Origin of the sequence: Mycobacterium shimoidei (assembly GCF_900417275.1) — a bacterium.
GTDB classification, from domain to species: Bacteria; Actinomycetota; Actinomycetes; order Mycobacteriales; family Mycobacteriaceae; genus Mycobacterium; species Mycobacterium shimoidei.
The window spans coordinates 2,239,683-2,266,575 of sequence record NZ_UEGW01000001.1 but is presented as its reverse complement, the minus strand read 5'-3'; the positions used below and the strand labels follow the sequence as shown (position 1 = coordinate 2,266,575).

At 65.9% G+C, this 26,893-nt stretch carries 24 protein-coding genes; 13 read left to right on the top strand and 11 right to left on the bottom strand.

Annotation, left to right across the window (positions count from 1 at the left end):
* The first annotated feature begins 71 nt into the window (after positions 1-71).
* Positions 72-1,040: a redoxin domain-containing protein gene (locus tag MSP7336_RS24665; protein ID WP_069397023.1), complete on the top strand. Its 969-nt coding sequence runs from the start codon at positions 72-74 to the stop codon at positions 1,038-1,040.
* Between the two features lie 114 nt (positions 1,041-1,154).
* Here MSP7336_RS24665 and ychF read toward each other — a convergent pair whose 3' ends face one another.
* Complete coding sequence (gene ychF, locus MSP7336_RS11165; RefSeq protein WP_069397766.1) at positions 1,155-2,228, bottom strand: redox-regulated ATPase YchF; 1,074 nt, start codon at positions 2,226-2,228, stop codon at positions 1,155-1,157.
* Between the two features lie 75 nt (positions 2,229-2,303).
* Between ychF and MSP7336_RS11160 the strand changes: the two genes are divergently transcribed.
* Positions 2,304-3,308, top strand: coding sequence for a DUF6542 domain-containing protein (locus MSP7336_RS11160; RefSeq protein WP_181786697.1), 1,005 nt, complete (start codon positions 2,304-2,306; stop codon positions 3,306-3,308).
* On the opposite strand, the gene MSP7336_RS11155 is transcribed toward MSP7336_RS11160, so the two are convergent.
* Positions 3,305-4,309, bottom strand: coding sequence for a 4-hydroxy-3-methylbut-2-enyl diphosphate reductase (locus MSP7336_RS11155; RefSeq protein ID WP_069397765.1), 1,005 nt, complete (start codon positions 4,307-4,309; stop codon positions 3,305-3,307). The genes MSP7336_RS11160 and MSP7336_RS11155 overlap by 4 nt on opposite strands.
* A gap of 76 nt (positions 4,310-4,385) precedes the next feature.
* Here MSP7336_RS11155 and MSP7336_RS11150 point away from each other — a divergent pair, with 76 nt between their 5' ends.
* Genes MSP7336_RS11150 through MSP7336_RS11135 form a run of 4 tightly spaced genes read left to right on the top strand, consistent with a single transcriptional unit; the run spans position 4,386 to position 7,599 of the window.
* The gene (locus MSP7336_RS11150; RefSeq protein ID WP_069397764.1) at positions 4,386-4,958 is read left to right on the top strand and encodes a lipid droplet-associated protein; all 573 of its coding nucleotides are present in this window, start codon (positions 4,386-4,388) and stop codon (positions 4,956-4,958) included.
* Positions 4,955-6,199 (top strand): exodeoxyribonuclease VII large subunit, encoded by a 1,245-nt coding sequence (xseA, locus tag MSP7336_RS11145; protein WP_069397763.1) that lies wholly within the window; start codon positions 4,955-4,957, stop codon positions 6,197-6,199. The genes MSP7336_RS11150 and xseA overlap by 4 nt, the downstream gene beginning before the upstream one ends.
* On the top strand, positions 6,189-6,422 hold the full coding sequence (locus tag MSP7336_RS11140; RefSeq protein ID WP_069397762.1) for an exodeoxyribonuclease VII small subunit: 234 nt from the start codon (positions 6,189-6,191) through the stop codon (positions 6,420-6,422). Before xseA ends, MSP7336_RS11140 begins: the two co-directional genes overlap by 11 nt.
* A gap of 55 nt (positions 6,423-6,477) precedes the next feature.
* Positions 6,478-7,599 (top strand): 3-beta-hydroxysteroid dehydrogenase, encoded by a 1,122-nt coding sequence (locus tag MSP7336_RS11135; RefSeq protein WP_069397761.1) that lies wholly within the window; start codon positions 6,478-6,480, stop codon positions 7,597-7,599.
* 3 nt (positions 7,600-7,602) lie between these two features.
* Here the strand turns inward: MSP7336_RS11135 and MSP7336_RS11130 are convergent, their stop codons facing one another.
* Entirely contained in the window at positions 7,603-10,671 is a 3,069-nt protein-coding gene (locus MSP7336_RS11130; RefSeq protein WP_308207469.1) for an ATP-binding protein, read from the bottom strand.
* A gap of 295 nt (positions 10,672-10,966) precedes the next feature.
* On the opposite strand from MSP7336_RS11130, the gene MSP7336_RS11125 reads away from it, so the two are divergent.
* The 4 genes from MSP7336_RS11125 to MSP7336_RS11110 are packed head-to-tail and all read left to right on the top strand — an operon-like array spanning position 10,967 to position 14,719.
* Complete coding sequence (locus MSP7336_RS11125; protein WP_069397759.1) at positions 10,967-12,034, top strand: NAD-dependent epimerase/dehydratase family protein; 1,068 nt, start codon at positions 10,967-10,969, stop codon at positions 12,032-12,034.
* A complete protein-coding gene (locus MSP7336_RS11120) occupies positions 12,031-12,786 on the top strand; it encodes an SDR family NAD(P)-dependent oxidoreductase (protein WP_113964872.1) in 756 nt (251 codons plus the stop codon). Before MSP7336_RS11125 ends, MSP7336_RS11120 begins: the two co-directional genes overlap by 4 nt.
* Positions 12,783-13,619, top strand: coding sequence for an SDR family NAD(P)-dependent oxidoreductase (locus MSP7336_RS11115; protein WP_113963707.1), 837 nt, complete (start codon positions 12,783-12,785; stop codon positions 13,617-13,619). The genes MSP7336_RS11120 and MSP7336_RS11115 overlap by 4 nt, the downstream gene beginning before the upstream one ends.
* Positions 13,616-14,719, top strand: coding sequence for an AI-2E family transporter (locus tag MSP7336_RS11110; protein ID WP_069397757.1), 1,104 nt, complete (start codon positions 13,616-13,618; stop codon positions 14,717-14,719). The genes MSP7336_RS11115 and MSP7336_RS11110 overlap by 4 nt, the downstream gene beginning before the upstream one ends.
* On the opposite strand, the gene MSP7336_RS11105 is transcribed toward MSP7336_RS11110, so the two are convergent.
* The gene (locus MSP7336_RS11105) at positions 14,700-15,497 is read right to left on the bottom strand and encodes a dienelactone hydrolase family protein (RefSeq protein WP_069397756.1); all 798 of its coding nucleotides are present in this window, start codon (positions 15,495-15,497) and stop codon (positions 14,700-14,702) included. The genes MSP7336_RS11110 and MSP7336_RS11105 overlap by 20 nt on opposite strands.
* 370 nt (positions 15,498-15,867) lie before the next feature.
* On the opposite strand from MSP7336_RS11105, the gene MSP7336_RS11100 reads away from it, so the two are divergent.
* Positions 15,868-17,094, top strand: coding sequence for an IS110 family RNA-guided transposase (locus MSP7336_RS11100; protein WP_181786972.1), 1,227 nt, complete (start codon positions 15,868-15,870; stop codon positions 17,092-17,094).
* 24 nt (positions 17,095-17,118) lie between these two features.
* Here MSP7336_RS11100 and MSP7336_RS11095 read toward each other — a convergent pair whose 3' ends face one another.
* Complete coding sequence (locus MSP7336_RS11095) at positions 17,119-17,754, bottom strand: DUF4245 domain-containing protein (protein ID WP_113963705.1); 636 nt, start codon at positions 17,752-17,754, stop codon at positions 17,119-17,121.
* A 54-nt stretch (positions 17,755-17,808) separates the two neighbouring features.
* On the opposite strand from MSP7336_RS11095, the gene glpX reads away from it, so the two are divergent.
* Both glpX and MSP7336_RS11085 read left to right on the top strand, forming a co-directional pair.
* On the top strand, positions 17,809-18,894 hold the full coding sequence (gene glpX, locus MSP7336_RS11090; RefSeq protein ID WP_113963704.1) for a class II fructose-bisphosphatase: 1,086 nt from the start codon (positions 17,809-17,811) through the stop codon (positions 18,892-18,894).
* Between the two features lie 44 nt (positions 18,895-18,938).
* Positions 18,939-20,336: a class II fumarate hydratase gene (locus MSP7336_RS11085; RefSeq protein ID WP_069397753.1), complete on the top strand. Its 1,398-nt coding sequence runs from the start codon at positions 18,939-18,941 to the stop codon at positions 20,334-20,336.
* 7 nt (positions 20,337-20,343) lie between these two features.
* Here the strand turns inward: MSP7336_RS11085 and MSP7336_RS11080 are convergent, their stop codons facing one another.
* From MSP7336_RS11080 to MSP7336_RS11055, 6 genes are all read right to left on the bottom strand, one after another.
* Positions 20,344-20,931, bottom strand: coding sequence for a TetR/AcrR family transcriptional regulator (locus MSP7336_RS11080; protein ID WP_113963703.1), 588 nt, complete (start codon positions 20,929-20,931; stop codon positions 20,344-20,346).
* A 28-nt stretch (positions 20,932-20,959) separates the two neighbouring features.
* Entirely contained in the window at positions 20,960-21,841 is an 882-nt protein-coding gene (locus MSP7336_RS11075) for a polysaccharide deacetylase family protein (RefSeq protein ID WP_113963702.1), read from the bottom strand.
* A gap of 34 nt (positions 21,842-21,875) precedes the next feature.
* Positions 21,876-23,183 (bottom strand): RNA 5'-3' helicase PhoH2, encoded by a 1,308-nt coding sequence (gene phoH2, locus MSP7336_RS11070; RefSeq protein ID WP_113963701.1) that lies wholly within the window; start codon positions 23,181-23,183, stop codon positions 21,876-21,878.
* Between the two features lie 261 nt (positions 23,184-23,444).
* Complete coding sequence (locus tag MSP7336_RS11065; protein WP_113963700.1) at positions 23,445-24,269, bottom strand: acyl-ACP desaturase; 825 nt, start codon at positions 24,267-24,269, stop codon at positions 23,445-23,447.
* A gap of 49 nt (positions 24,270-24,318) precedes the next feature.
* Positions 24,319-25,599: a serine hydroxymethyltransferase gene (gene glyA, locus MSP7336_RS11060; protein ID WP_069397770.1), complete on the bottom strand. Its 1,281-nt coding sequence runs from the start codon at positions 25,597-25,599 to the stop codon at positions 24,319-24,321.
* A gap of 75 nt (positions 25,600-25,674) precedes the next feature.
* Positions 25,675-26,880 (bottom strand): DUF885 domain-containing protein, encoded by a 1,206-nt coding sequence (locus MSP7336_RS11055; RefSeq protein WP_113963699.1) that lies wholly within the window; start codon positions 26,878-26,880, stop codon positions 25,675-25,677.
* Positions 26,881-26,893: the final 13 nt, after the last annotated feature.

The following is a 26,893-nucleotide window of genomic DNA, read 5'->3' as shown; positions in this document are numbered from 1 at the left end:
TAGCTGGTCGGCGATGACCGAATTATCTCCAGTCGTTGTTGCGCACCGCTGCGCGGCGTTAGTCTTTGCCGATGATCGCGGGCGATAAGGCGCCTGACTTCACGCTGTTCGATCACACCGGTCGGCCTCGGACGCTGTCCACGTTCCTTTCTGACGGGCCGGTGGTGCTGTTCTTCTTCCCATTAGCCTCTTCACCGATCTGTACAGCGCAGGCGTGTCATTTCCGGGACCTGAGCGACGAATTTGCCAAGGTGGGCGCACATCGGGTGGGGATCAGCACGGATGCCGTCGACAAACAGGCCCACTTCGCCCAGCAGCGCTCGTTCGACTATCCGCTGCTCTCCGACGCGGACGGCGTGGTGTCCGAGCTGTTCGGAGTACGCCGAGGCAGGCTCGCCAAGCTGCATAGATCCGTCGTGGCGCGTGATGAAGCCCGGCGTGGCCAGCACAGCCGACGCCGCGGCCTGCTGGCCCGGCTGCTGCCGGTCCGACGGACCACATTCATCATCGACACCGACCGCACCATCCTGAAGGTCGTTTCCAGCGAGCTGCGCGCATCGGTGCACGCCGACCAGGCCTTATGGTTCCTGCAGAACCGCAACGCGGCGCATGGTTCGTCGCAGTCGGAGGGCACGGTCGAACCGATCGGCGAATGGTTCACAAAGCCGGAAGCCGTGGACGAGCCGAGCCTGGTCCGGCCGTACGCGCTGAAGGCAGGCGGTACCGACTGTGGGGCCGAACTGGCACTCGAAACTCCGGTCGAAGCGCTCAACACCACAGCAAAGCCGCCACGCTGGTCGAGGAACGATGTACGAGGCCAGATCCTGACGTGTTGCCGGCAGAGCCCCTCGGTCGCAGAGATCGCTGCTCGTCTGTCCTTGCCGGTCGGTGCGACGCGGTTCCTGGTCGACGATCTGGTGACCCAGGGTTACCTGCGGGTGCACGCTCCCCTCAATGACTCGATGACCATCGACGAAAGACGTGAGCTGATACGAAGGACCCTGCGCGGCCTACGAGCACTCGAGCGGTCAGCCGATTAGCCAACGACCAAGTCGACATCGCTCGACCGTGGGCCGTATGTACGAAAATCCCGACGATTGCGTACATATGCCCCACGCTCGGCGCATCACTGTCGACCTTGCGCACAGCAGTTGCTAGACGTTGAACCGGAATTCCACCACGTCGCCATCGGCCATCACGTAGTCCTTGCCTTCCATCCGGACCTTGCCGGCCGCCTTGGCCGCGGCCATCGAGCCGGCGGCGATCAGGTCGTCATAGGACACGATCTCGGCTTTGATGAAGCCCTTTTCGAAGTCGCTGTGTATCACCCCGGCCGCCTTCGGCGCGGTGTCGCCTTGGTGAATGACCCACGCGCGCGCTTCTTTTGGGCCGGCCGTCAAGAACGTCTGCAACTTCAAGGTGTGAAAGCCGGCGCGGGCCAGCGCGTCGAGGCCGCGCTCGGTCTGCCCGATCGACTCCAGCAGCTCGGCGGCCGACTCGTCATCGAGTTCGGCCAGCTCGGCTTCGATCTTGGCGTCGAGGAACACCGCGTCGGCCGGCGCGACGAGCTCGCGTAACTCGGCCTTGCGGGCTTCGTCGGTCAGCACCGCCTCGTCGGCGTTGAAGACGTACAGGAACGGTTTGGTGGTCAGCAGATTCAGCTCCCGCAACGGCGCTGTGTCCAGCCCGGCCGCGAAAAGGGTTTTGCCGCCGTTCAGCACCTCTTGAGCGGCGAGGGCGGCCTCGTAGACCGGTTTGCGGTCCTTGTTGTTGCGGGCCTCTTTCTCCAGCCGCGGTACTGCACGTTCGAGTGTTTGCAAATCGGCGAGTATCAACTCGGTCTCGACGACCTCGATGTCGGATTTGGGGTCGACCTTCCCGGCGACATGGGCTACATCGTCGTCCGAAAACACCCGCACCACTTGGCAAATCGCATCGCACTCGCGGATATTGGCCAGGAACTTGTTACCCAGTCCGGCCCCCTCGGAAGCGCCTGCCACCAGCCCGGCGATGTCAACGAAGGTCACCGGCGCCGGCACGATCCGCTCCGAACCGAACATCTCGGCCAGCTTCTCAAGCCGGGGATCAGGCAGCGGGACGACGCCCTCGTTGGGTTCGATCGTGGCAAATGGGTAGTTGGCGGCCACCACGTCGTTCTTGGTCAACGCGTTGAACAGCGTCGACTTGCCGACGTTCGGCAAACCCACGATCCCCAGGCTCAAGCTCACAGGGAGCTCAGTCTACGGAGCAAGACCGGGCAGGTCTTTACGGGTCTTTCGCTGCCCAGCCGGTACGGTCGACGTGTGTCAGCACAGCGGGGAAGACCGGCGGTGACCGCGAGTCGCCGCTCGATTTACCCGAACCTTCCGGGTGTGCCGTGGTGGGCCGCCGTGGTTGTTGCCGTGACCGCGACCGCCGCCGGTTTCGCGTTCGACGCCGGGTCGGGCAACAAGGAACTGACCAATGTCTTCTCCGCTCTCTATGTCGTTGGCTGCGTGGTCGCGGTGCTGGCAGTGCAGCAGGCCGGGGTGTTCACCGCGGTCATCCAGCCGCCGCTGATCCTGTTCTGCGCGGTTCCCGGCGCGTACTGGTTATTCCACGGCGCCAAAATCACCGGGTTGAAGGATCTGCTGATCAATTGCGGTTATCCGCTGATCGAGCGGTTCCCGCTGATGCTGTTCACCTCGGCCGGTGTGCTGCTGATCGGCATGATCCGCTGGTATCTCGGCATGTCGGTGCGCTCGACTGCGTCCGCGGAGGAAGCGAAGACCACCGACACGCCCAAGCCGGGCATCATCGCGAAGTTCGTGACGTTGTTCGGCCGCGACCCCGCCGTACCCGAGCACACCCGCAAGTCGACCAGAACGCGGCGCACCGAGGCGGCGGGGCGTCCGACGAAGAGCTCCGCGACTCGCGCCGCCAAACGGCCGGCCACTACCCGCACACGTCGGCCGGCTCTGGATGAGATGGCAGAGCCCACCCGGCGCCGACGGTCAACGCGCTCCCGCGACGTGGAACCGCCCGAAGCGCCGCGGCGTTCCAGGGTGCCGCGCGATCCGGATCTGCGGGGCCGACCGCCGCGAGAGATCCGCCGCGAGCCGCATGTGCGTCGCACCCGCGGAACGGGCAGTCCATTCGACCCGCACGAACCAGACGGTTACGAGCGCGTCAGGCCTGCCGAGCCGCGCCGTCGTTCCCCATCCACCCCATCCAGTGGAAGCGCCACCCACCACCCGATATCGCGGGTGCGCTATCGCGGAGCCGCCCGCACGGACGACCCGCGCAAGCCATGGGACTACGAGGACTAGCCGGATCGAGCCGGCCGAATCTCCCGGGGTAGGGCGAACACCAGCGTCTCGTTGGCGGTCGTGACCGGCTGGACGACGTCATATCCGTGCTCGGCCAGCCGCTCGAGCACGCCTCGTACCAGTATTTCGGGCACCGACGCTCCGGAGGTGACGCCGACGGTGGTGACGCCGTCCAACCAGGCCGGGTCGATGTCGTCGGCGCAGTCGACCAAGTGCGCGGCCGCCGAACCGGCGCCCAGCGCCACCTCGACGAGCCGCACTGAATTCGACGAGTTCGCCGACCCGACGACGATCACCAGCTCACACTCGGGTGCCATCGCCTTGACCGCGACCTGGCGGTTCTGGGTCGCGTAGCAGATGTCGTCGCTGGGCGGGTCCTGCAGATTCGGGAAGCGTTTGCGCAGCCGCTGTACGGTTTCCATCGTCTCGTCGACGCTCAGGGTGGTCTGCGAGAGCCAGATGACCTTGTTCTCGTCGCGGACCCTGACGTTGTCAACGGCCTCGGGTCCGTCCACCAACTGCACGTGGTCGGGAGCCTCGCCGGCGGTGCCGACGACTTCCTCGTGGCCCTCGTGCCCGATGAGCAGGATGTCGTAGTCGTCACGGGCGAAGCGCTTGGCCTCGTTGTGCACCTTGGTGACCAGCGGGCAGGTGGCGTCGATCACTCGCAGACCGCGTTCGGCGGCCGAGGTGTGCACGGTCGGCGCCACACCGTGTGCGGAGAACACCACGATGGCACCCTCGGGCACCTCGTCGGTTTCGTCGACGAAGATCGCTCCCGCTTTGGCGAGGGTGTCCACCACGTGCCGGTTGTGCACGATTTCATGGCGCACATACACCGGTGGGCCGTGCTTTTCCAGCGCGCGTTCGACCGTCTCGACGGCGCGGTCCACGCCCGCGCAGTATCCGCGGGGTTCGGCAAGCAGCACCCGTTTGCCGGTCGCGGGCTCGACCACCGAACTGGACGCGCCCGGAATCCCCATGTTGACGGTCGGCGGCATGACAACCAGGGTACTTTCCGACCACACCGCGCAGCCAGCTTGGAGTTGACCGCAGGTTTAAGGCAGGCTGGGACACATGGCTACTGCACCGTATGGGGTTCGGTTGCTGGTGGGAGCGGCGACCGTCGCCGTCGAGGAGACCATAAAGCTGCCGAAGACGATTCTGATGTACCCGATGACACTGGCCAGTCAAGCGGCGCACATCGTCATGAAATTCCAGCAGAACATGGCCGAACTGGTGATCAAGGGCGACGCCACCCTGGAGACGATCTTTCCGCCCAAGGACGAGCAGCCGGAGTGGGCGACGTTCGACGAGGACTTGGAAGAGGACCAGCCGACGGACGCCGCCGACACGGATCGGCGTGCCGAGGGACGGTTTGCGTTGTACTCGACGTCGGACGCCCCCGCCGATCCGCCGACGAAACCAGTGCGCACCCACGACAAGAAATCGGCGTCGAACGTGCCGGTGCCGGCCGTGGCGACCGAACTCGACTACGAGTCGCTGACGCTGGCCCAGTTGCGGGCCCGGCTGGCCACGCTGGACGTCGACGAGCTCGAAGCGCTGCTGGCCTACGAGGAGGCCACCAAGGCGCGCGCGCCGTTCCAGACGTTGCTGGCCAACAGGATTACCCGCGCGACCGCCAAGTGACCCAGCCCGCACCGCCGAACTCGGCCGAAAACCCGTTCCCGGTTCGCGCGGTGGCCATCCGGGTCGCGGGCTGGATCGACAAGCTGGGCACGGTCTGGGTGGAAGGCCAGCTGACTCAGATCAACCTGCGGCCGGACTCCAAGACCGTGTTCATGGTGCTGCGCGATCCGGCGGCCGACATGTCGCTGACGGTGACCGCGCCGCGTGACTTGATCCTGGGCGCGCCGGTGAAACTGACCGAAGGTGTGCAGGTGGTGGTCTGCGGTAAGCCCACGTTCTACACCGGACGGGGCACTTTCTCGTTGCGGCTCAACGAGATTCGTGCGGTCGGCATCGGAGAACTGCTGGCTCGTATTGAGCGGCTGCGCCGGCTGCTCGACGCAGAAGGGCTTTTCGACGCCCGGCTCAAGCGGCCAATCCCGTTCCTGCCCAGCACAGTTGGGCTGATCACCGGTCGCGCCAGCGCCGCCGAGCACGATGTCACCACCGTGGCGACAGGACGCTGGCCGGCGGTGCGCTTCGCGGTTCGCAACACCGCCGTGCAGGGGCCCAACGCGGTTCCGCAGATCGTCGAGGCGCTGTCCGACCTGGACGGCGACCCCGATGTGGACGTCATCGTGCTGGCCCGCGGCGGCGGCAGCGTCGAGGACCTGTTGCCGTTTTCTGACGAGACGCTGTGTCGGGCGATCGCGGCGTGCCGCACCCCGGTGGTGAGTGCGGTTGGTCACGAACCCGACAATCCGTTGTGCGATCTGGTCGCCGATGTGCGCGCCGCGACCCCGACCGATGCCGCGAAGAAGATCGTGCCGGACACCGCCGCAGAGCAGCAGCTGATCGCCGACCTGCGCCGACGCAGCGCCCAGGCGCTGCGTAACTGGGTGTCCCGTGAGGAACGCGCGCTGGCGTCGTTGCGCAGCCGCCCGGTGCTGGCGCAGCCGTTGGCCGCGTTGCAAGCCCGCGGCGATGAGATCCACCGCGCCCGCTCGGCGGTACGCCGGGATATCACCCGGCTCATCGATGTAGAGACCGATCGCGTCGGGCATCTGGCCGCCCGGCTGGCGACGCTGGGGCCTGCCGCCACGCTGGCCCGCGGCTATGCCGTGGTGCAGACCGTTCCGCCGTCCGGGCCCGCGATGGTCTTGCGCTCGGTCGACGACGCTCCGGCGGGCACCAGGTTGCGGGTGCGGGTGAGCGACGGAGCCGTCGCGGCGGTGAGCGAGGGACTGACAGATGGCGAGTGATGAGATTAGGGACATTAGTCAGCTGGGGTACGAAGAGTGCCGCGACGAGCTGATCGAGGTGGTGCGCCAGCTGGAACAGGGCGGGCTGGACCTCGATACGTCGCTGAAATTGTGGGAAAGAGGCGAACAGCTGGCTAAACGATGTGAGGACTACTTAGCTGGAGCGCGCAAGCAGGTGGCCGATGCGTTGGCCGCCACCGAGAACGAAGACGCCGATAAATAGTTGAATCCTCAAGCAGTTTGAGCATCCGTGCTCGAAACTGAAACACGTTTCAGTTATCCTCTGCGGCATGGGTGATGCATCGTTGACCACCGAACTCGGCCGCGTCCTGGTCACCGGCGGATCCGGCTTCGTCGGCGCGAACCTGGTGACCACGCTGCTCGACCGCGGCTATCGGGTGCGCTCCTTCGACCGCGCACCATCACCGTTGCCTGACCGGGCGGGGCTCGAGGTGTTGCAAGGCGACATCTGCGACCCCGCGGTCGTCGACACTGCGGTGGACGGTATCGACACGGTGTTCCACACCGCCGCGATCATCGAGCTGCTGGGCGGCAAGTCGGTGACCGACGAGTACCGCCGACGTAGCTTCGCGGTGAACGTCGACGGCACCAAGAACCTCGTGCACGCGGCGCAAAAAGCCGGAGTCAAGCGGTTCGTCTACACCGCGTCGAACAGCGTGGTGATGGGTGGTCAGCGCATCTGCGGTGGCGACGAAACGCTTCCCTACACGAAGCGATTCAACGACCTCTACACCGAGACGAAGGTAGTCGCGGAAAAATTTGTATTGTCCCAGAACGGGATTGAAGGGTTACTGACCTGTTCGATCCGCCCCAGCGGTATCTGGGGCCGCGGTGACAAGACGATGTTCCGCAGGCTGTTCGAAAGTGTCGTGGCCGGCCATGTCAAGGTACTGATCGGCAGCAAGAACGCTAAACTCGATAACTCCTACATACACAACCTGATTCACGGCTTCATCTTGGCCGCTGAACATTTGGTGCCCGGCGGCACCGCGCCCGGCCAGGCGTACTTCATCAACGATGCCGAACCGATCAATATGTTCGAGTTCGCACGGCCGATCGTCGAAAAGTGCGGGGTGCCATGGCCGCGCGCACGGGTATCGGGCCGGCTGGTGCGTGACCTCATGTCGGTGTGGCAGCGACTGCACTTCCGGTTCGGCCTGCCGCAACCGCCGCTGGAACCCCTTGCGGTGGAACGGCTCTACTTGGACAACTACTTCTCGGTCGCCAAGGCGCAGCGGGATCTGGGTTATCAGCCGCTGTTCACCACCGAGCAGGCGATGGCCGAGTGTCTGCCGTACTACTGCGAGTTGTTCGAGGAGGTCAAGGCCGCTGCCCATCCCCACCTGGCGGCGGTTGTCGCCGCGGCGCCACCCGAATAACGGTCACATCGCTTCGGCGAGCGCGATATGTCCTTTGTATCCAACTTCGTTCGCTCTTGTGCGGTAGCGGTCCACGAAGGAGCGGTAACCGGTTTCGTCACCATTCGCGCGGGCCAACAACGCTCTGAGCCGAAGCAACGGAATTTCGAACAATACAAAGCCCGGTTCGGTCGGCACCGCCGCGAGCCGGTCGATAGCCGACTGCGCGTCCTCGATGTCGGACTTTTTGCCGCGCATTAGTAGTGACTCCACCAGCACGGCGGTGGCCTCGCCACGCCAATTCATCGCGCCGGCATCGAAGCAGCGGTCGACGGCTTTCCTGGACAGCCCGATGGCAGTGTCCAGATCGCCGGTTTCCTGCATCACTCTGGCGGTTCCGATGTCGGCAATTGCAGCGCCAATGATCGGGGAGCGCTGTTGCAGTGCGTCTTCCCGCATTTGCGTGAGCAGGGCGAGAGCGGCCTCGCGATCGGACCTTTTTTGGTGTGCGAACGCGATGGCGTGAGCCATCCCGGCTAGCGCAACCGCCAGGTCATCGCCGGACCGCTCGGCGATTGACACTGCGGCGGCGGTTTCTCGCAGCATTTCTTGGTCGGGTCGCCAAGGTTCGAGCGCAATGCAGAAGGACTTGTAGCAGACTGCGACGACAAATCCGAGCGGGTCGATATCCCGCCCCATCGACATGGCGAGGTCAAGATCTTCTGCCCAACCACCGAGACCATGGCAGAACCGCGCCAGACCGCGCCAAGCGAGCGCGCTTGTCAATGGTGACGCGAGAATCAAACTGCCCTTGGTGGGATCACCTTCTGACCAGTCGATGATGCGCTGCGTCCAACTGAGCACTTCCGACATCTCGCCGGCCTCTGATTTGGCGTAGATCGGTCCGGTGAGGAGCGCGACGGCGTCGGGGTCTTCGCTCGACTCGATCAGCTCGGCGGCCTCCGTAGCGAGCTGGGCCGCCTCGCGGTCGCGTCCGTGAAAGGCCAGCGTGACCAGCAGGCCACTCATACCGATGGCGAGCGAGAGCTTGTCGCCCGCGGCAGCGCATAGTTCGCGCAGTTCCTCGAATCTGATTTCAGCGACACTCTTACCGACCCGCCACGCGCTACCACACACGCAAGTCCGCGATGCGATGCGCATCGCGAGACGGGTGGGCTCGTTGACCGGCAGCCGGTCTGCGATGTCACATGCTCGTCGCCAGCTCATATATGCGGCGCGGATATTACGGTGCTGCGCCCAATTCCCCGCCCGCATGCGAAATTCGAAGGCCGCGGTTAACTCATCGGCGGCCTCGAGATGCTCGGCGATCAGCGCTGCGTTCTCGTCAAGCTCATCAGGGTGGCGTTGTTCGATCGCGATGGCCAACCGCCGGTGCAGTTCGGCTCGGCTTGACTTCAGTTGCGATTCATATGCCACAGTGCGGATCAGCGGATGACGAAACGCGTATTCGGCGTGTGGGGTGAACCGCACCTGGTCGACCAGTTCGGCTTCTATCAGAGTTCCTATCTCGGCATCGCCGTCGAGCAACGCCAGTTCGTCTGCACTGAACCGCAATCCGATCACCGCCGCCGCGTTCAGCGTCCGTTTGGCGTCGCTGTTGAGCCGGTCGATGCGCGCGGCGATGGTGGCCTGCAAGGTTGCTGGTACGGCGGTGTCGGCGTGCTCGACGTGGCAGACATACTGGCCGCGGCCACCGGTCAGCACACCACGTTCGGCAAGGTCGCGCACTATCTCCTCGGCGAAGAACGGGTTTCCCGCGGCCCGCTGTGCGACCTCGTCGCAAAGTGCCGCCACGGACGGGTCCGAACCGATCAATTCGGTTGCGAGCGTGGCCGACTGGGCAGCATTCAGCGGTGCAAGGGTGATGGTTTGCGAATTCGGTGTCCGGGTCAGTGCGCCGCGGTATTCAGGGCGGTACGTGATCAATACCAGGGATGGTGTTTGCGGCGCAACGACCAAGAACTGCGCCAGCAGGGACTCACTGACGTCGTCTATCCAATGGACGTCCTCGACAACGTAGACGGCGGGTGTGGTGCGTGCCAGCGAGATAGTGTTGACCAATTTCGTGAGCCGTCGACGTCGGGCATCCGGATCGATCGCGGGTAGTTCGACGTTGCCATCTCGGATACCGAGTAGGTCATCCAGGAGTACCAGGTCTTCGGGATCGCCGTCAGGGACACGCTCGCGAATCCGCGCTCGGGCTGATTCGTCGTCGAAACGGGTTACGCCGAGGGCTGTGCGGAGGAGCGATGTCACTGTGTGGAACGGGATCTCGTTGGCGTGCGATTCACAGTATGCGGCGAACACCTCCACGCCACGCTTCTGTGCCAGGGCGGTGACCTCGCGGACGATGCGGCTCTTACCAATCCCGGGCGGGCCAACGACACCGACCACGCAACCTGCCCCATCGATCGCCTGATCGAGGATGCCGCTCAGTGCGCCCATTTCCCAAGTGCGGCCCACCAACGAGGGATCTTGGCGCCCCACACCAAGATGCGCCGATGCTGCCGCAAGTAACCGACGTGCTCGCACCGGCTCGGTAACACCCTTGATCTGTACCAGCTCCGGTTCGCCCAACGTCGCAAGGTGTTCGACCAGCCGGGCGGTTGACTCGCTGAGCATTACCCCGCCGGGTGGCGCGACAGACTCCATTCGTTGCGCCAAACCGACCTGTTCACCGATCGCCGTATAGGTCAGCGGGTTCGCATCAATTTCACCGGCGATCACTTTTCCGGAGTTCAACCCAATCCGAAGCTCTAGCAAGACGCCGTCATGACGCTGCACTTCATCAGCCAGGCCGTGGTTTTCCGCCTGTATCTCCAATGCTGCCCGGCATGCGCGAAAAGCATGGTCCTCCAATGACACTGGAGCACCGAACAATGCCATGATGCCGTCGCCGGTGAACTTGTCGACGGTGCCGCCGTAGCGCTGCACGACTGCTGCACAACGGTGGAACAGCTCGGTCATGATGCCGTGCAGCCGCTCGGTACCCACAGTGACCGCGATGTCCATCGAACGCACCACATCGACGAACAGAACCGTCACCTGCTTGTACTCGGCGGGCACCGTCACCGTGCTGATCGGCGAACCGCAGGAGTGACAAAACCGCGCACTCTGAAGTGGCTCGGTGCCGCATGTTTGGCATGTGCCGGTCGCCGTCATCCGCTGCCCCGCCGATCATGAGCCGGGTTTCAACGGGCTCAGGATACGGCTTTTCGCCAATTACCAGGGCGTTTATCACTTAGTCGTGTGCCCAATACGCGAGCGCGACGACAACCCCCGCAATTACACGTCGGCGTGTAGCGTAATGCGCCATGCGCGCCGACGATGATGCGGTGAACGAAGCGATGAGGAGGAGCGGCGCCGGATGACCGAGACAGTGCTAGTCACCGGGGCCCTCGGACTGGTCGGATCGGCGACCGTGCGGCAGTTGGCCGCCGACGGCCATCGCGTGGTGGCCACCGACCTCGACGTACCGGCCAACCGCAAGAAGGCAGCAACGTTGCCCGCGTCGGTCGAGGTCCGTTGGGCCGATCTGACCGACCCCAACGCCGTGGAGGCACTGCTGCAGGCGGTGCGCCCGGCGGCGATCATCCATCTCGCCGCGATCATCCCGCCGCTATGTTATGCGCGCCCGGCGTTGGCCCGCGCCGTCAACGTCGACGCCACCGCGACATTGCTCAACTGCGCCAAGGCATTACCCGAGCCACCGCGATTCGTGCAAGCGTCGAGCGTCGCCACCTACGGTGCCCGCAACCCACACCGCGTCACCAATCTGCTCACCGCCGACACCCCGCTGCGGCCCTCAGACATCTACGGCGTCCACAAGGTGCAAGCCGAGCAGCTGGTACGCGACTCGGGGCTGGACTTCGTGGTACTGCGGCTCGGTGCGGTGCTCACCGCCGACCCACGCTTCGATATCGACTTGGACACCATCTACTTCGAGGCCGCACTGCCGATCGACGGTCGCATTCAGTCCGTCGATGTGCGCGACGCGGCGCGCGCCTTCGCCGCCGCCGCCACCGCACCCGCGGTCGGTGAGACGCTGTTGATCGGCGGCGACGAGTCGCACCGCCTGCTCCACGGCGAGCTGGCGCCGGCCACCGCCGCGGCGATGGGACTGGTCGGAGGAGTTCCCATCGGCCGCAAGGGCAACCCCGACAGCGACGACGACTGGTTTTCCACCGACTGGATGGACACCACCCGATCGCAGCAACTTCTTGATTTCCAACGGATTTCGTGGCCACAACTGCTCGTCGACGCCGCCGAGCGGATGAGCTGGCGACGGTACCCGGCGCGGTTGGTGGCACCGCTGGCGAACGCGATGCTGCGGCGCCGCTCACCGTACTACCGTTACCCCGGTCAGCACGCCGATCCGTGGGGCGTGATCGGCGCCAAGTGGGGTGGCTTCCGGCCGGATTGGGGGCCAGCGTGACTCGTGGGGCCGTTGTGGTGGGCGGAGCGTCCGGCATCGGCCGGGCGGTGGCGCACGCGCTGGCCGCCGAGAACTATCGCGTCACAGTCGCCGACCGCAACGCCGACGGCGCCCAGGCCGTCGCCGCCGAGCTCGGCGACCCGCACACCTCGGCGGTCGTCGAGGTCACCGACGAGGCTTCGGTGCAGCGGCTGTTCGCGCAAGCCGGACCGCTCCAGATCGTCGTCAACACCGCCGGGTTCGGCGGGTTCGGACTGATCACCGAGCTTGCGGTCGAGGAGTTCCGCGCGGTGGTCGACGTCTGCCTCACCGGCGCTTTCCTGGTGATCAAGCATGCCGCGCCGCAACTGCGCGACGGCGGAGTGCTGGTGTCGTTGAGTTCGCTGAATGCCCGCCAACCCGCGGCGGCGATGAGCGCCTACTGCGCGGCCAAGGCGGGGCTGTCGATGCTGACCCAGGTCGCCGCGCTGGAACTGGGGCCGCGCGGTATCCGGGTCAACGCCGTCGCGCCCGGAATCGTGCACACCCCGCTCACCGAGCCGCTCACCCAAATTCCCGGTGTACTCGACGACTACCTGGAGAACACCGCGCTGGGCCGCGGCGGTACCGCCGAGGACGTCGCCGAAGCCGTGCTGTTCATGTGCAAGGCCCCGTGGCTGACCGGTGAGGTGCTCGACCTCAACGGTGGAGCTCATCTCAAACGCTATCCCGACGTGTACGGACATGTGATGAAATCGGCAGGCCCGCAGTGAGTTTCACCGGCAAGCAGGCGATCGTCACCGGGGCCGGCTCGGGTATCGGCGCGGCGCTGTGCCGCGCGCTGGTCGCGGCCGGCGCCGACGTGGTCTGCACCGACATCGACGCTGCCGCCGCCACCAGAACGGCTGATTCACTGAAGGGTCCGGGCAGCGCACGGTCGGCCCGTCTCGACGTCACCGACCCGGCGGCCGTGCAGGCCGCTGTCGACGACGTCGTCGCCCGCACCGGCCGGCTCGACCTGATGTTCAATAACGCCGGGATCGCCTGGGGTGGCGACACCGAACTGCTCACGCTGGAGCAGTGGAACGCCATCATCGACGTCAACATCCGCGGCGTCGTACACGGGGTGACCGCCGCCTACCCGGTGATGCTGGCCCAAGGGCACGGCCACATCGTCAACACCGCGTCGATGGCGGGGCTGACCGCGGCCGGACAGATCACCAGCTACGTGATGACCAAACACGCCGTCGTCGGGTTGTCGCTGGCCCTGCGATCGGAAGCCGTTTCGCGCGGGGTGGGGGTGTTGGCGGTGTGCCCGGCCGCGGTCGAGACGCCGATCCTGGACAAGGGCGCGGTCGGTGGGTTCGTCGGCCGCGACTACTACCTGCGCGGACAGGGCATGAAAACCGCCTACGACCCCGACCGGCTGGCCCGCGACACCCTGCGGGCAATCGAACGCAACAGGGCTTTGTTGGTGGTACCCAAACGTGCGCACGCGTCGTGGTTGTTCGCCCGGCTGGCACCGGGTCTGTTGCAGCGGTTGTCGATCCGATTCATTGCCCAGCAGCGCGCCCGGCAAGCTGCGCAGGCACCTGCCCGACAATGAACACCGAGTTCACGCCCACCCAAAAGCGTGCGCTTGCGGTTGTCACGCTGATCGCCCTGCTGTTCGCCGCGTACTTCCTGCGCAGCTATTTCGTGCTGATCGTGGTTGCGGCCGTCGGGGCATATTTGTTCACACCGGTTTTCAACTGGTTTGACCGGCGACTGTCCACCGGGCTGGCCGCCGCCTGCACGTTGCTGTCGGCGCTGGTTGCCGTGATCGTGCCGATCAGCCTGCTGGTGTTGCTCGCGGTCGTGCAGATTTCCCGAATGGTCGGCCAGATCGCCGACTGGGTGCAGCGGACCGATCTGAGCAAACTCGGGGACCAGGGTTTGCGTCTTGCCAACGAGCTGCTCGCCCGGGTGCCGTTCGTACACACCACGGTCACTGCCGAGTCGCTGCGAAAAGCGATGGTGACCGTCGCGCAGAAAGCCGGCCAGTGGTTCCTGGGCGTCCTGCAGGACGCGGTCGGCAGCGCATTCGGTGCCGTCACCTCGGCGATCATCTTCTTGTACGTGTTCGTCGCGCTGCTAACCCATCGCGAGAAGCTGCTCACGCTGATCCGCCGGCTCAATCCGCTCGGTGAGGAAGTCACCGACTTGTACCTGCGCAAGATGGGTTCGATGGTCCGTGGCACCGTGAGCGGGCAGTTCGTTATTGCGCTGTGCCAGGGCGTGGCCGGCGCCGCGTCCATCTACATCGCCGGATTTCACCATGGGTTCTTCATTTTCGCGATCTTGCTGACCGCGCTGTCGATCATCCCGCTGGGCGGCGGAATCGTCACCATTCCGTTCGGGATCGGAATGATCTTCTTCGGCAACGTCTTTGGTGGCGTGTTCGTGGTGCTTTGGCACCTCATTGTGGTTACCAACCTGGACAATTTTCTGCGGCCGGTGTTGGTCCCGCGCGACGCCCGGCTCAATCCCGCGCTGATGCTGCTCTCGGTGTTCGCCGGTATCGCGATGTTCGGACCGTGGGGCATCGTCATCGGCCCGGTGCTGATGATCGTCATCGTCACCACGATCGACGTCTACCTCGCGGTGTACAAGGGTGTCGAGCGACAGAACGAGGACGAAAAGCCGGCTACCTCAGCCGCTGAGTGAGGAATTCGACCACGCGCTTGCGGGCCTCATAGGCCGGGTGTCCGTCGACCTCGCGGACCTCGTCGGTGAGCACCGAATGAGCCATCCGGCTGAAGCCGTGCTCGTTGCCTGGGCCGGAAGGGATTTCGATCACCTCGAACGCGTCGCCGAGTCGCTCTTTGAGCGTGGTAAAGCGTTCGCGCGGCGACGTCTTGTCCTCGCTGAACCGCAAACCCATTGCGCACAGGCCTTCATCGGCGGCGCGCTCGGCGACGCGGTTCAGCTCCGGTTCGCTGAGCCCGGGATCGCGTCGGTGGCGCAGGGTCAGCGGTAGCGGCACCGACGGTTGACTGAGCACCGGCGCCAGCACGCTGTCGTCGACGGCGGCGGCCAGCGCGAAGCCGCCGGTGAAGCATTGGCCGATCACCCCGACTCCCTTGCCCGGTGTCGAGGCGTTGAGGTCACGGGCAAGCGCACGCAGGAACTGCGACACCGGTCGATTCTTGTTGGTCGCGAACGCCGCGAATTCCCTTGCCACACAAGCACGCGCGATGGTCGGAAGCACATAGCCGAGCGACACCGCCCGGCCCGGCTCGCCGAACAACGACGGGATGGCGACCGTGAACCCGTTGTCCACCAGGTGATTCCCCAACGCCAGCACCCCGGGATGGATGCCGGGCATCTCGGGAATCAACACCACACCGGGGCCCTCACCTTTGCGGTAGACGTCATGGGTGTAGCCGCCGCCGGTGAACGGCGCCGACGACCAACCGGTCAAGTCTGCTTCGGGTGCTGTCACTGGATGTCCTAATCGTTTAGTAGGGATGGATTGCTGGTCGTGGTGGCGACCAGGGTCTGTTTCCTGGTTGGTCTGCTGTCAGGTGATGCCTGGTTTGTCCCGACGCTCGACGTCTAGAGAAAGAACGGCGCGCCTGACGGCAGATCACCTCCGGTGGTGGTGGGATGCCGTTGCCCGAGCCCACCGCAGGGTTGACCTCCCGACTGTGTTTCCCGAGCCTTGAGCTCTTCGATAGAACGAGGTCCTGCGGTGAGCTGGAGTCACGGACGGCTAGTGAGATGACGGACCTAAGAGTCCCGCGATTAGGGCGCCGCGTGAGTCCACCGGTGACGGCATAACCATCGATCGAAGGAGTGATGACACCTTGGGCTTGTTTTGTGGAATTGATTGGGCCACTGAACATCACGATGTCGCCGTCATCGACGACGACGGGCGTGTGGTGGCCCGCGGACGGGTCAGCAATGATGCGGCCGGGTTCGCGGCTCTGTTGACGCTGCTGGCTGAGGCCGGTGACAGCGCCGCGCATCCAATCCCGGTGGGGATCGAAACCGATCGCGGACTGTGGGTGGCCGCGCTGCGCGAAACCGGCCGGGTGATCTACCCGATCAACCCACTGGCGGCCTCGCGGTACCGGGCACGGCATGCAGTGTCGGGGGCCAAATCCGATGCCACCGATGCGGTGCTGCTGGCCAATATCGTGCGCACCGATGCCGCCGCGCACCGACCGCTGCCCGCCGACACCGAGCTGGCCCAAGCCATCCGGGTGCTCGCCCGCGCCCAGCAAGATGCGGTTTGGGCGCGTCAGCAGATCGGCAACCAGATCCGCGACCTGCTCAAAGACTTCTACCCGGCCGCCATCGCCGCGTTCGCCGGGCTGCCCGAGGGTGGACTGGCCCGCGCCGACGCCCGCACCATCTTGGCCGCTGCGCCGACCCCAACGCAGGCGGCGACGCTGACTCCCGCCCGGCTGCGCCGACTGCTGACCAAAGCTGGCCGCCGACGCCATCTCGACCGCGATATCGAGCGGTTGCGCGCCGTGTTCACCGACACCTACCTGCACCAACCGCCGGCCGTGGAAAACGCGATGGGCATCCAACTGGCGGCGTTGTTGCGCCAACTCGAGGCCGCCTGCACCGCGGCCGACGAGCTGGCCGAGGCGGCGATCGCCCATTTTGAGCAACACCCGGACGCCAAGATCATCACCAGCTTCCCCGGCCTGGGGATGTTGGCCGGCGCCCGGGTGCTCGCCGAGATCGGCGATGACCGAACCCGCTTCGCTGATGCCCGCGGACTCAAAGCCTTCGCCGGATCCGCCCCCATCACCCGCGCCAGCGGCAAGAAAACCGTTGTCCTGCATCGCCACATCAAGAACCGGCGACTGGCCGCCGTCGGCCCGATCTGGGCACTGGGATCGCTGCGCGCCTCGCCGGGCGCGCGCCGCCACTACGATGCCCGCCGCGCCGCCGGAGACTGGAACCACCAAGCCCAACGGCACCTGTTCAACAAGTTCCTCGGCCAACTCCACCACTGCCTGCAGACCGGCCGGCTCTACAACGAACACCTGGCGTTTCCACCTCCTCTCTCGCTCGCGGCTTGACTCTTAACTTCGTGAGATGTCTTTCTACCGGCCGACCGGCAACGGTGGTTGTAACTGGGTGGCCCACGCCAGCGTGCGGAACTGGTCGCTACTTCCCGCGCCGGTGACGGTGATCTGCGCGGGGCCGGCCGCACTGTCCAGCCGGGTGGTCCATACCGGCTCGACACCGTCGCCTTCATAGGTGACCCAGGTGGTGCCGTCGACGTCGACCTTGCCGGTGGGGTACATGGCGGGGTGGATCCAGCCGACGAGCTTTTCCTCGTCGGCGTTGCTCTGGTTCAGGCTCAGATACATGCCGGTCGGGCTGATGTATCCGACCGTGGAGACCACCGCCCGCACCCGCTGACCGGTCGAGGGATCGGTGCGGCCGTCCTCGATGCCGCCGCGGCTGCCGGAGTTGGGCTGCCAGCCTTGCGGCAGCCGGGGCAGCCGGACCGGGAAGCCGAGCGTCTCGGCGTCGGCGTGCAGGGCGGCGTCGGCGTCGTAGGACGGCACCCGTCCGCGGTTGGACGCCCCGGGCGCAAACGCACACATCCCCAACAGGCCCGCCAGCACGATACAGGCCACCACCAGCGGCGCCAGCGACCAGAACATGTCGCGCCCGTCCTGCAGCAACCGCGACTTTGCCGGCTTGGCCGACGGCTGTGGCTGCGAGCTCACACGACGAGTATCCCAGCTCGGTACGGCCAGCCTGTTTCTGGGACAATCGGGCACATGACCGCCACTCCCAACTCCGCCGCTACCTCCTCGTCGGAACCTGGCTCGTCGTCGCGGACGTCTTCACGTCGCGAAGCCCCGGACCGCAACCTGGCCTTAGAGCTGGTACGGGTGACCGAAGCGGGTGCCATGGCCGCGGGCCGCTGGGTGGGTCGCGGCGACAAAGAAGGCGGTGACGGCGCCGCCGTCGACGCGATGCGTGAACTGGTCAACTCCGTGTCGATGCGCGGCGTGGTGGTCATCGGCGAGGGCGAGAAGGACCACGCGCCGATGCTCTACAACGGTGAGGAAGTCGGTAACGGCGACGGACCGGACTGCGATTTCGCCGTCGACCCCATCGACGGCACCACGCTGATGAGCAAGGGCATGCCCAACGCCATCTCGGTGCTGGCCGTCGCCGACCGGGGCGCGATGTTCGACCCGTCGGCGGTGTTTTACATGAACAAGATCGCCGTCGGGCCCGAAGCCGCCCACGTGCTGGACATCACCGCGCCGATCGCCGAGAACATCAAAGCGGTCGCCAAGGTCAAGGACCTGTCGGTGCGGGACATGACGGTGTGCATATTGGACCGGCCCCGGCACGCCCAGCTGATCGACGACGTCCGGGCCACCGGGGCGCGCATCCGGCTGATCACCGACGGCGACGTGGCCGGTGCCATCTCGGCGTGCCGGCCGAACTCCGGCACCGACATGCTGGCCGGGATCGGGGGCACCCCGGAGGGCATCATCGCGGCCGCCGCCATCCGCTGCATGGGCGGCGCGATCCAGGCGCAGCTGGCTCCCAAGGACGACGAAGAACGGCAGAAGGCGATCGACGCCGGCTACGACCTCGAACAGGTGCTGACCACCGAAGACCTGGTGTCCGGTGACAACGTGTTCTTCTGCGCGACCGGCGTCACCGACGGCGACCTGCTCAAGGGTGTGCGCTATTACCCCGGCGGCTGCACCACCCAGTCGATCGTGATGCGCTCGAAGTCGGGCACGGTACGGATGATCGAGGCCTACCACCGGCTGTCGAAACTCAACGAATACTCGGCGATCGATTTCACCGGCGACTCCAACGCCCAGTACCCCCTGCCCTGACCACAAGCTGTCCACAAGCTGACAACAAGCGAGGAATACAACCGATGGCCTCTGATGCCGAATACCGCATTGAACACGACACCATGGGCGAGGTCCGGGTGCCGGCAAAAGCGTTATGGCGTGCGCAGACTCAACGTGCGGTGGAGAACTTCCCGATCTCGGGCAGGGGGCTGGAGCGCACCCAGATCCGTGCGCTGGGCCTGTTGAAGGGTGCCTGCGCCCAGGTCAACAAGGATCTCGGGCTGTTGAGCCCGCAGAAGGCGGACGCGATCATCGCCGCCGCCAACGAGATTGCCGACGGCCGCCACGACGACCAGTTCCCCATCGACGTGTTCCAGACCGGGTCGGGCACCAGTTCGAATATGAACGCCAACGAGGTGATCGCCAGCATCGCCGCAGCCAACGGTGTCACGGTGCACCCCAACGACGACGTGAACATGTCCCAGTCGTCCAACGACACCTTCCCGACCGCCACACACATTGCAGCCACCGAAGCCGCAGTGCGCCACCTCATTCCGGCGCTGGAGATACTCCACGACGCGCTGGCCGGCAAGGCCCGCGAGTGGCGCACGGTGGTGAAGTCGGGCCGCACCCACTTGATGGACGCGGTTCCGGTGACACTCGGCCAGGAGTTTTCCGGATACGCCCGCCAGATCGAAGCCGGTATCGAGCGGGTGCAGGCGTGTCTTCCCCGCCTCGGCGAGCTGGCGATCGGGGGCACCGCGGTGGGAACCGGGCTCAACGCGCCCGATGGTTTCGGCGCCAAGGTTGTCGAGGTTCTGGTGGCCAAAACCGGGTTGACAGAATTGCGCACGGCCACCAACTCTTTCGAAGCCCAAGCGGCCCGCGACGGATTGGTCGAGGCGTCCGGCGCGCTGCGCACGATCGCGGTGTCACTGACCAAGATCGCCAATGACATTCGCTGGATGGGATCGGGTCCGCTGACCGGGCTGGCCGAGATTCAACTTCCCGACCTGCAGCCGGGCAGCTCGATCATGCCGGGTAAGGTGAATCCTGTTCTGCCGGAAGCAGTTACACAGGTTGCAGCGCAGGTCATCGGTAACGACGCCGCGATCGCCTGGGGTGGTGCGAACGGCGCCTTCGAGCTCAACGTCTACATCCCGATGATGGCGCGCAACATGCTGGAGTCGTTCAAGCTGCTGACCAACGTGTCGAAGCTGTTCGCCGAGCGGTGCATTACCGGGCTGGCCGCCAACGTCGAGCACCTCCGTGAATTGGCCGAGTCGTCACCGTCGATCGTCACGCCGCTGAACTCGGCGATCGGCTACGAGGAAGCGGCTGCGGTGGCCAAGGAAGCGCTCAAGGAGCGCAAGACGATCCGCCAAGCCGTGATCGACCGCGGACTGATCGGTGACAAGCTGTCCGAGGAGGAACTCGACCGTCGACTCGACGTGCTGGCAATGACCAAAGTCGACGAGTAAGGGTCCGCTACCAGACCAGCGGAGCCAGGTGCTTGCGCGCGTACTCGCGCACCGCCGCGTCGTCGCGGGTATCGAGCCGCCGACTCGGCACCTGAGCCAGCGAACAGGCCAGCCGGATATGCAATTCCGAGACGGCCGACAGCTCAGCGTCAGGCATGGCGGCACCGGCGGCACGCAGTGCCTTGGCCATCGCCGCGGACGCACTGTCCAGGAAAGCCTTGGCCTGTTGACACATTCCGGCCACCGTACTCAAGTCGGCGTCGAGCTGCAGGAACTGACGCATCACCGGTTCAGTGGTCAACAACCGCAGTCCCTCGCAGAAGGCCGCCACCGCAGCGTCTTTGGGACCGGAGTCGATGGCGACCGTGCGCAGCCGCGCCATCGCGAAGTCGAAGGTGCGGCGCCCCAATTCGGTGATCAGCGTGTCGCGGTTCGGAAAGCGGCGATACAGCGTGCTGCGGCTGACCCCCGCCGAACGGGCGATCACGGCGAGGCTGGTGCGGCTTACTCCGACCAGGGCGACTTCTTCCGCCGCCGCCTTGAGGATGGCGTCTTCCTGCTCGGTGCGGCTGGCGGTGTTGCGTGGGCGTGGCATCGGAAACAGTGTGTCAGCCCGCCGGTGGTTACGTGCCGTTGTTGGGGCCCCCCGGATTGGCGCCCGGGATGTCGGTAATCGGGAAATTGGGCATCGGAGCCGGCGACGGCGTGTTCGGCAATGTCGGGATCTCGCCGGCCGGGATGTCGTGCAGGTCGTCAGCAGGCGGACCGTTTTCACGGCCGCCGTAGCTGCTGCCCGGCGCGCGCGGGCCGAGCAGTTGGCTCACCGTCACCAGGTGATACCCGTTGGCCTTGAGCACCGGGATGAACTGGTAGGCCAAATCGACAGTCGACGAGTACGTGTCGTGCAGCAACACCACCGAGCCCGGTTTGATCTGCGACATCAGCACGGCCCGGCTGGCCGCAATGTTGGAGTCATTGATCCAGTCGAAAGGGATGACATCCCAGAGGATTTCAGCTTGCCCAAGCTTCGCGGCCGCTTGACGCACCGCCGCATTGGACAGGCCGCCGGCGGGGCGGTACAGCGTCGGCGTCCGCCCGGTGGCGGCGGCGATCGCGTCGTTGGCCTTCGACAGCTGGGCCGGGATTTCCGCGGGCGGGATCGCCGTCAGGTCGGGATGTTCCCAAGTGTGGCTGCCGATCTCCATACCTGCGTCGGCGATGCGTTTGGCGCCGGAGGGATTGGCCGCCACCTTGTTGCCGATCAGGAAGAAGGTGGCCTTGGCGTCGTTGTCCGCCAGGATGCGCAATAGCCGGTCAGTGTAGGGGGTGGGCCCGTCGTCGAACGTCAGAGCCACGCACTTGACCCGTGCGCAATCCACATCGTCGGCGTCAGCACGGCGCACATGACCGGTCAGCACGCCGATAGCCACCACTATCGCGGCCACGACGACGCCGACGACGGTCAGCCCGTATCGCCAACCCTGGCTATCGCGGATTTTCCGCACCCTGGCAGCTTACCGTCGCGCCCACGGGCTCCGGCTAAGGCAGCGGCCCGCTGCTGATCTCCTCGAGCATGTCGGTGACCAGCGCGGCGACCGGGGAGCGTTCACTGCGCAGCAAGGTGATGTGGGCAAACAGTGGGTGGCCCTTGAGCTTCTCGATCACGGCGACCACCCCGTCGTGGCGGCCCACTCGCAGGTTGTCGCGCTGCGCGACGTCGTGGGTCAACACCACCCGCGATCCGGTGCCCAACCGCGACAGCACGGTCAGCAGCACGTTGCGCTCCAGCGACTGCGCCTCATCGACGATGACGAACGAGTCATGCAGTGAGCGCCCGCGGATGTGCGTGAGCGGCAACACCTCGAGCATGCCGCGGGAGAGCACCTCGTCGAGCACCGCCGGACTGGCCAGCCCCTCGAGGGTGTCGAAAACCGCTTGGGCCCAAGGGCCCATCTTGTCGCTCTCGCTGCCGGGCAGATAACCCAGCTCTTGCCCACCCACGGCATACAGCGGACGGAACACCACCACCTTGCGATGGGTTCGCCGCTCCAGCACCGCCTCCAGGCCCGCGCACAATGCCAGCGCCGACTTGCCGGTGCCCGCCTTGCCGCCCAGCGACACGATACCCACCGACTCGTCGAGCAGTAGATCCAACGCCACCCGCTGCTCGGCCGAGCGCCCGCGCAGCCCGAACACCTCGCGGTCACCGCGGACCAATTGCACATGTTTGGCTGCGTTGACCCTGCCCAATGCATACGAGCTGCCACCCAGCAACCGAATCCCGGTGTGGCAAGGCAAGTCTCGAGCACCGGGTAAATCAACCTCGCCGTCGGCGAACAACACGTCGATGTCCGCGGCGGAGGCTTCGATCTCAGCCATACCGGTCCACCCGGACGTGACGACGTCCTGCGCGTGGTATTCGTCGGCGGTCAACCCGACCGCGCCGGCTTTCACCCGCAGCGGAATGTCCTTGCTCACCAAGGTAACCTGCTTGCCCTCAGCAGCGAGGTTCGCTGCGCAGCACAGGATCCGGGAGTCGTTGTCCTCGGTTCGGAAACCCGCCGGCAACACGGCGGGGTCGCTGTGATTGAGTTCGACGTGCAGCGTACCGCCCTGCGTACCAACAGGAATCGGCTGATCAAGGCGCCCGTGTTCGAGCCGCAGATCGTCGAACAAGCGCAACGCCTGACGGGCGAACCAACCCAGTTCATGGTGGTAGCGCTTGGCTTCCAGTTCGCTGATCACCACCAGCGGCACCACCACTTCGTGCTCGGCAAACCGGGTGCAAGCCCAGGGATCGGACAACAGCACCGAGGTGTCAAGCACGTAGGTCCGGATATCAGTCACGGAGCGCTCCTGAGTTGACGGCCGCGCGACCCCGCGCGGTTGGACGGGGCTGCGGCACCAGGACCGGGGCCGGTCCTGCGATCGTCGTGACATAAGGGTGCCGTCTGGACAGCAGAGCATGTCGCTAGCCATCGAGATCGACGCTACTCCGCTCAACGGGTACCGGCCGTGCAGGCGCGCCGGATACCACCGCGAGCGTGCATGTTTGTACGCGACACGCCGGTCCTCAGCGTGCAACTGCGCACGCTCGGCAGAAGGCGGTCAGCTGACGAACTGCTGCACCTCAGGCTCGTCGGCCAGCCCCCAGGCGGTGATGCGATCCGAGATCACCTGGCGCAGCTGTGGTTCGCCGAAAATCCCGGCCTCGGCCATCTTCTGCACCTTGTCCTGGTAGGCGTCGATGTCGGCACCGACGACGTCGAATTCCGCCGCGCGGGCAGCGATCGCGGCCACCGTCTCCTCACGGGTGTAGTCCAGGCAGTGCGCGACGAGCTTGGCGAAGAAGTCCTCGTGGCGTTCTTCGTCCTTGGCGATCCGGCCGATCAGCCCGGCCAGGACCGGCTCCTCGATCTGAGCGGCCAGATTGCGGCAGAACACCGCGTGGGCGCGCTCGAAGAAGGCCATGTACACCAGCGTTTCGATCTGGCTGTAGTGGTCGGCCCGGTAGCCCTTCATCACGTGCTCGACACGGACCTCCTCGTTGGCGACCGGGTCCACTTCGCGGGTCACCACGAGGTAGTTGCGCAGTGCGACGGCGTGCAGGTGCTCCTCGGCGGTCCACCGGCCCAGCCAGCGGCCCCACCAGTCCTCCAGGATGAAGTGCTCGACGAGCTCGCGGTGACGCCCGGCCAGGTTGTCCTTGGTGATCAGCAGGATCTCGCAGGCATCGGTCACCACGCGGGGCAGCGTCGCCTGCGAGGGATCCCAGTCCCGCCCGCCGAGTAGGGCAAAGTTCTCGCCTCGGTCGAACGGCACGTAATCGTGCGCGAACCAGAGCTCTTCGGTGTTCAGGTGGTGGTCCATGAGCTGCTCGACCACCGGCTCCAGTTCCAGGATCAGCGCGTTAGGTACAGGTTTCACGGCCATGAAAGTAACTGTAACCCGTGTACACAGGTTTCGTGAAACCGTCTTGGGTCTAGGAGTCGACCAGCTTCCAGTCTTCTAGGCCCTCATACAGTGGAAACGCCCTGGCCAACCGCGTGACCCGGTCCCGCAGCGCCGTCACGTCAGCCGACACGCCGGCGGCCAGTGCGGTGGCGATGATGTCGGCGACCTCGCTGAATTCGGCGTCGCCGAAGCCGCGGGTGGCCAGTGCGGGAGTACCGACCCGCAGGCCCGACGTCACCATCGGCGGGCGGGGATCATTGGGCACCGCGTTGCGGTTGACGGTGATGCCGATCTCGTGCAGCAGGTCCTCGGCGACCTTGCCGTCCAGCGGGGAATCACGCAGGTCGACCAGCACCAGATGCACGTCGGTGCCGCCGCTGACCACCGACACCCCGGCGTTGGCGACGTCGGGGGCCAGCAGCCGCTCGGCGATGATCCGCGCCCCGGAGACGGTGCGCTGTTGACGGTCGGCGAATTCGGCCGTGGTGGCGATCTTCAGCGCCACGGCCTTGCCGGCGATGACGTGCATCAGCGGGCCGCCCTGCTGGCCCGGGAACACCGCCGAGTTGATCGCCTTGGCGTATTCCTGCTTGCCCAGGATCATGCCGGAGCGGGCGCCGCCGAGTGTCTTATGCACGGTGGTGGACACCACGTCGGCGTGCGGCACCGGCGAGGGGTGCAGCCCGGTGGCGACCAGGCCGGCGAAGTGCGCCATGTCCACCCACAGCTTGGCGTCGACCTCGTCGGCGATCGAGGCGAACGCCGGGAAGTCGAGGATGCGGGGGTAGGCCGACCAGCCGGCGATGATCACCTTGGGTTTGAAGGCCCGCGCCTGATCTCGAACCCGGTCCATGTCGATCAGGTGCGTGGTGGGGTCGACACCGTAGAAGCCGACGTCGTAGAGCTTGCCGGAGAAGTTCAGCTTCATGCCGTGCGTCAGGTGTCCGCCGTTGGCCAGGTCCAGCCCCAGCAGCCGCTCCCCCGGGGTCATCAGTGCGGCCAGCACCGCCGCGTTGGCCTGGGCGCCCGAATGCGGCTGCACGTTGGCGAACTCGGCGCCGAACAGCGCTTTGGCCCGGTCCCGGGCGATGTTCTCCACGGCGTCGACGTATTCGCAGCCGCCGTAGTAGCGCCGGCCGGGCAGGCCCTCCGCGTACTTGTTGGTCAACACGCTGCCCTGCGCCTGCAGGACCGAGCGCGGCACGAAGTTCTCCGAAGCGATCATTTCCAGCGTGTCGCGCTGACGGCCCAACTCCTTGCCCACCAGTTCGGCGATGTCGGGATCGACGTCGGCGAGCGAAGCCGACATCACGGACGAGGTGGTGTGGGGTGCGGCAGTCACGCGGGTCAGTCTATCCAGCGGCGCTGACGCTAGGTGGGCTCCTCAACCCAACGACGACGGGATCAGTGGCTCGTCCAGCAGCCGGCCGAACCGTTCGGTCAGGCTGACACCCGCGGGTCGGTCGTCCAACCAGCGTCGCAGCAGGCGGTATCCCTCGACGTAGGTGCTGGTGTAGGCACGCCACAGCGGCGACGACAGGAACCGCAGCATTTGCCGGGCGCGGGCGTCGTCGACCAACAACCAGCGGCGCAGGAACTGCGCCACTTCGTCGATGTCGCGGTGCTCGTCGTGCAGCATCAGCGCCGCGTCCTGCCGGACCCCGGCCAGCGCAGCGGATGCCTCCGACACCGCCTCCGCGCGCTCGCCGTCGAACCGCAGCCCGAGATCGGCGTAGATCTCGGCGGCCCAGCGGCCCCAACCCGGGCCGATCGCGGCGTAGAGCGCCAGGTCCGCCAAGCCTTCGGCCATCAGGCACTGCGGGGTGTTGACCAAAAAGATGGTCTGCTCGGCTTGTCCGTGCCGTTTGACCAGACCGGCCTCCTTGCGGCAGTGCTCGGTGTGATGCCCGGGATAGGACTCGTGGGCAACCAGCCGGGGCAGGTTCGACATCAGCTGCTTGAGGTCGGCGTTGACGGCCACTGTGGAGCGGAAGTCGCCCAGGTAGTAGTTGAATCCCGACCATGGTTTGTCGGTGACGACGTGATACTCGACGGTCTCGGTGTCCGGCAGCGGGTATTCCGCACGCACCCGGTCGCGCAGCGCGCTGGAGAACGCATCGATGCATTCGGCCAGCCGGTCCGGCGGGATCTCGTCGGCCGCCCGGTACGCGATCATCCGCTCGACCAGCGGACCGGTTCCGCCGAGCAGCTCGTCGAGGCGGGCATGAGCCTGCCGGTAGGTGTCGACGTCGCCCTTACCGATGTCGACGTCGAAGTACTCGCGCACCTCCTCGACGAAGCCGACGTCGGCTCCAGCGAACTTGCGCCCGGCGCATGCCAGGGCACGCAGGTGGACGCCAAGATAGTCGGCGCGGGCTTGGTCAAACCCGTTGCGCCGCGGCGTATCCGGCAGCGCGGCGAGCAGCCGCTCGGCCTGCCGGGCCAGGTCGGCGGGGTCGGGCGCCGGTTCGTCGGCGACGGCGCGCCGCAACGCGGGATCGCCGGTGAATGCGTCGACATAGCCGGACTCCACCCGGTCGAAGCGCAAACCCAGCAGCAGATACTCGCGGATCAACGCAGCCGGCTCCATAGCTGGTAACGCT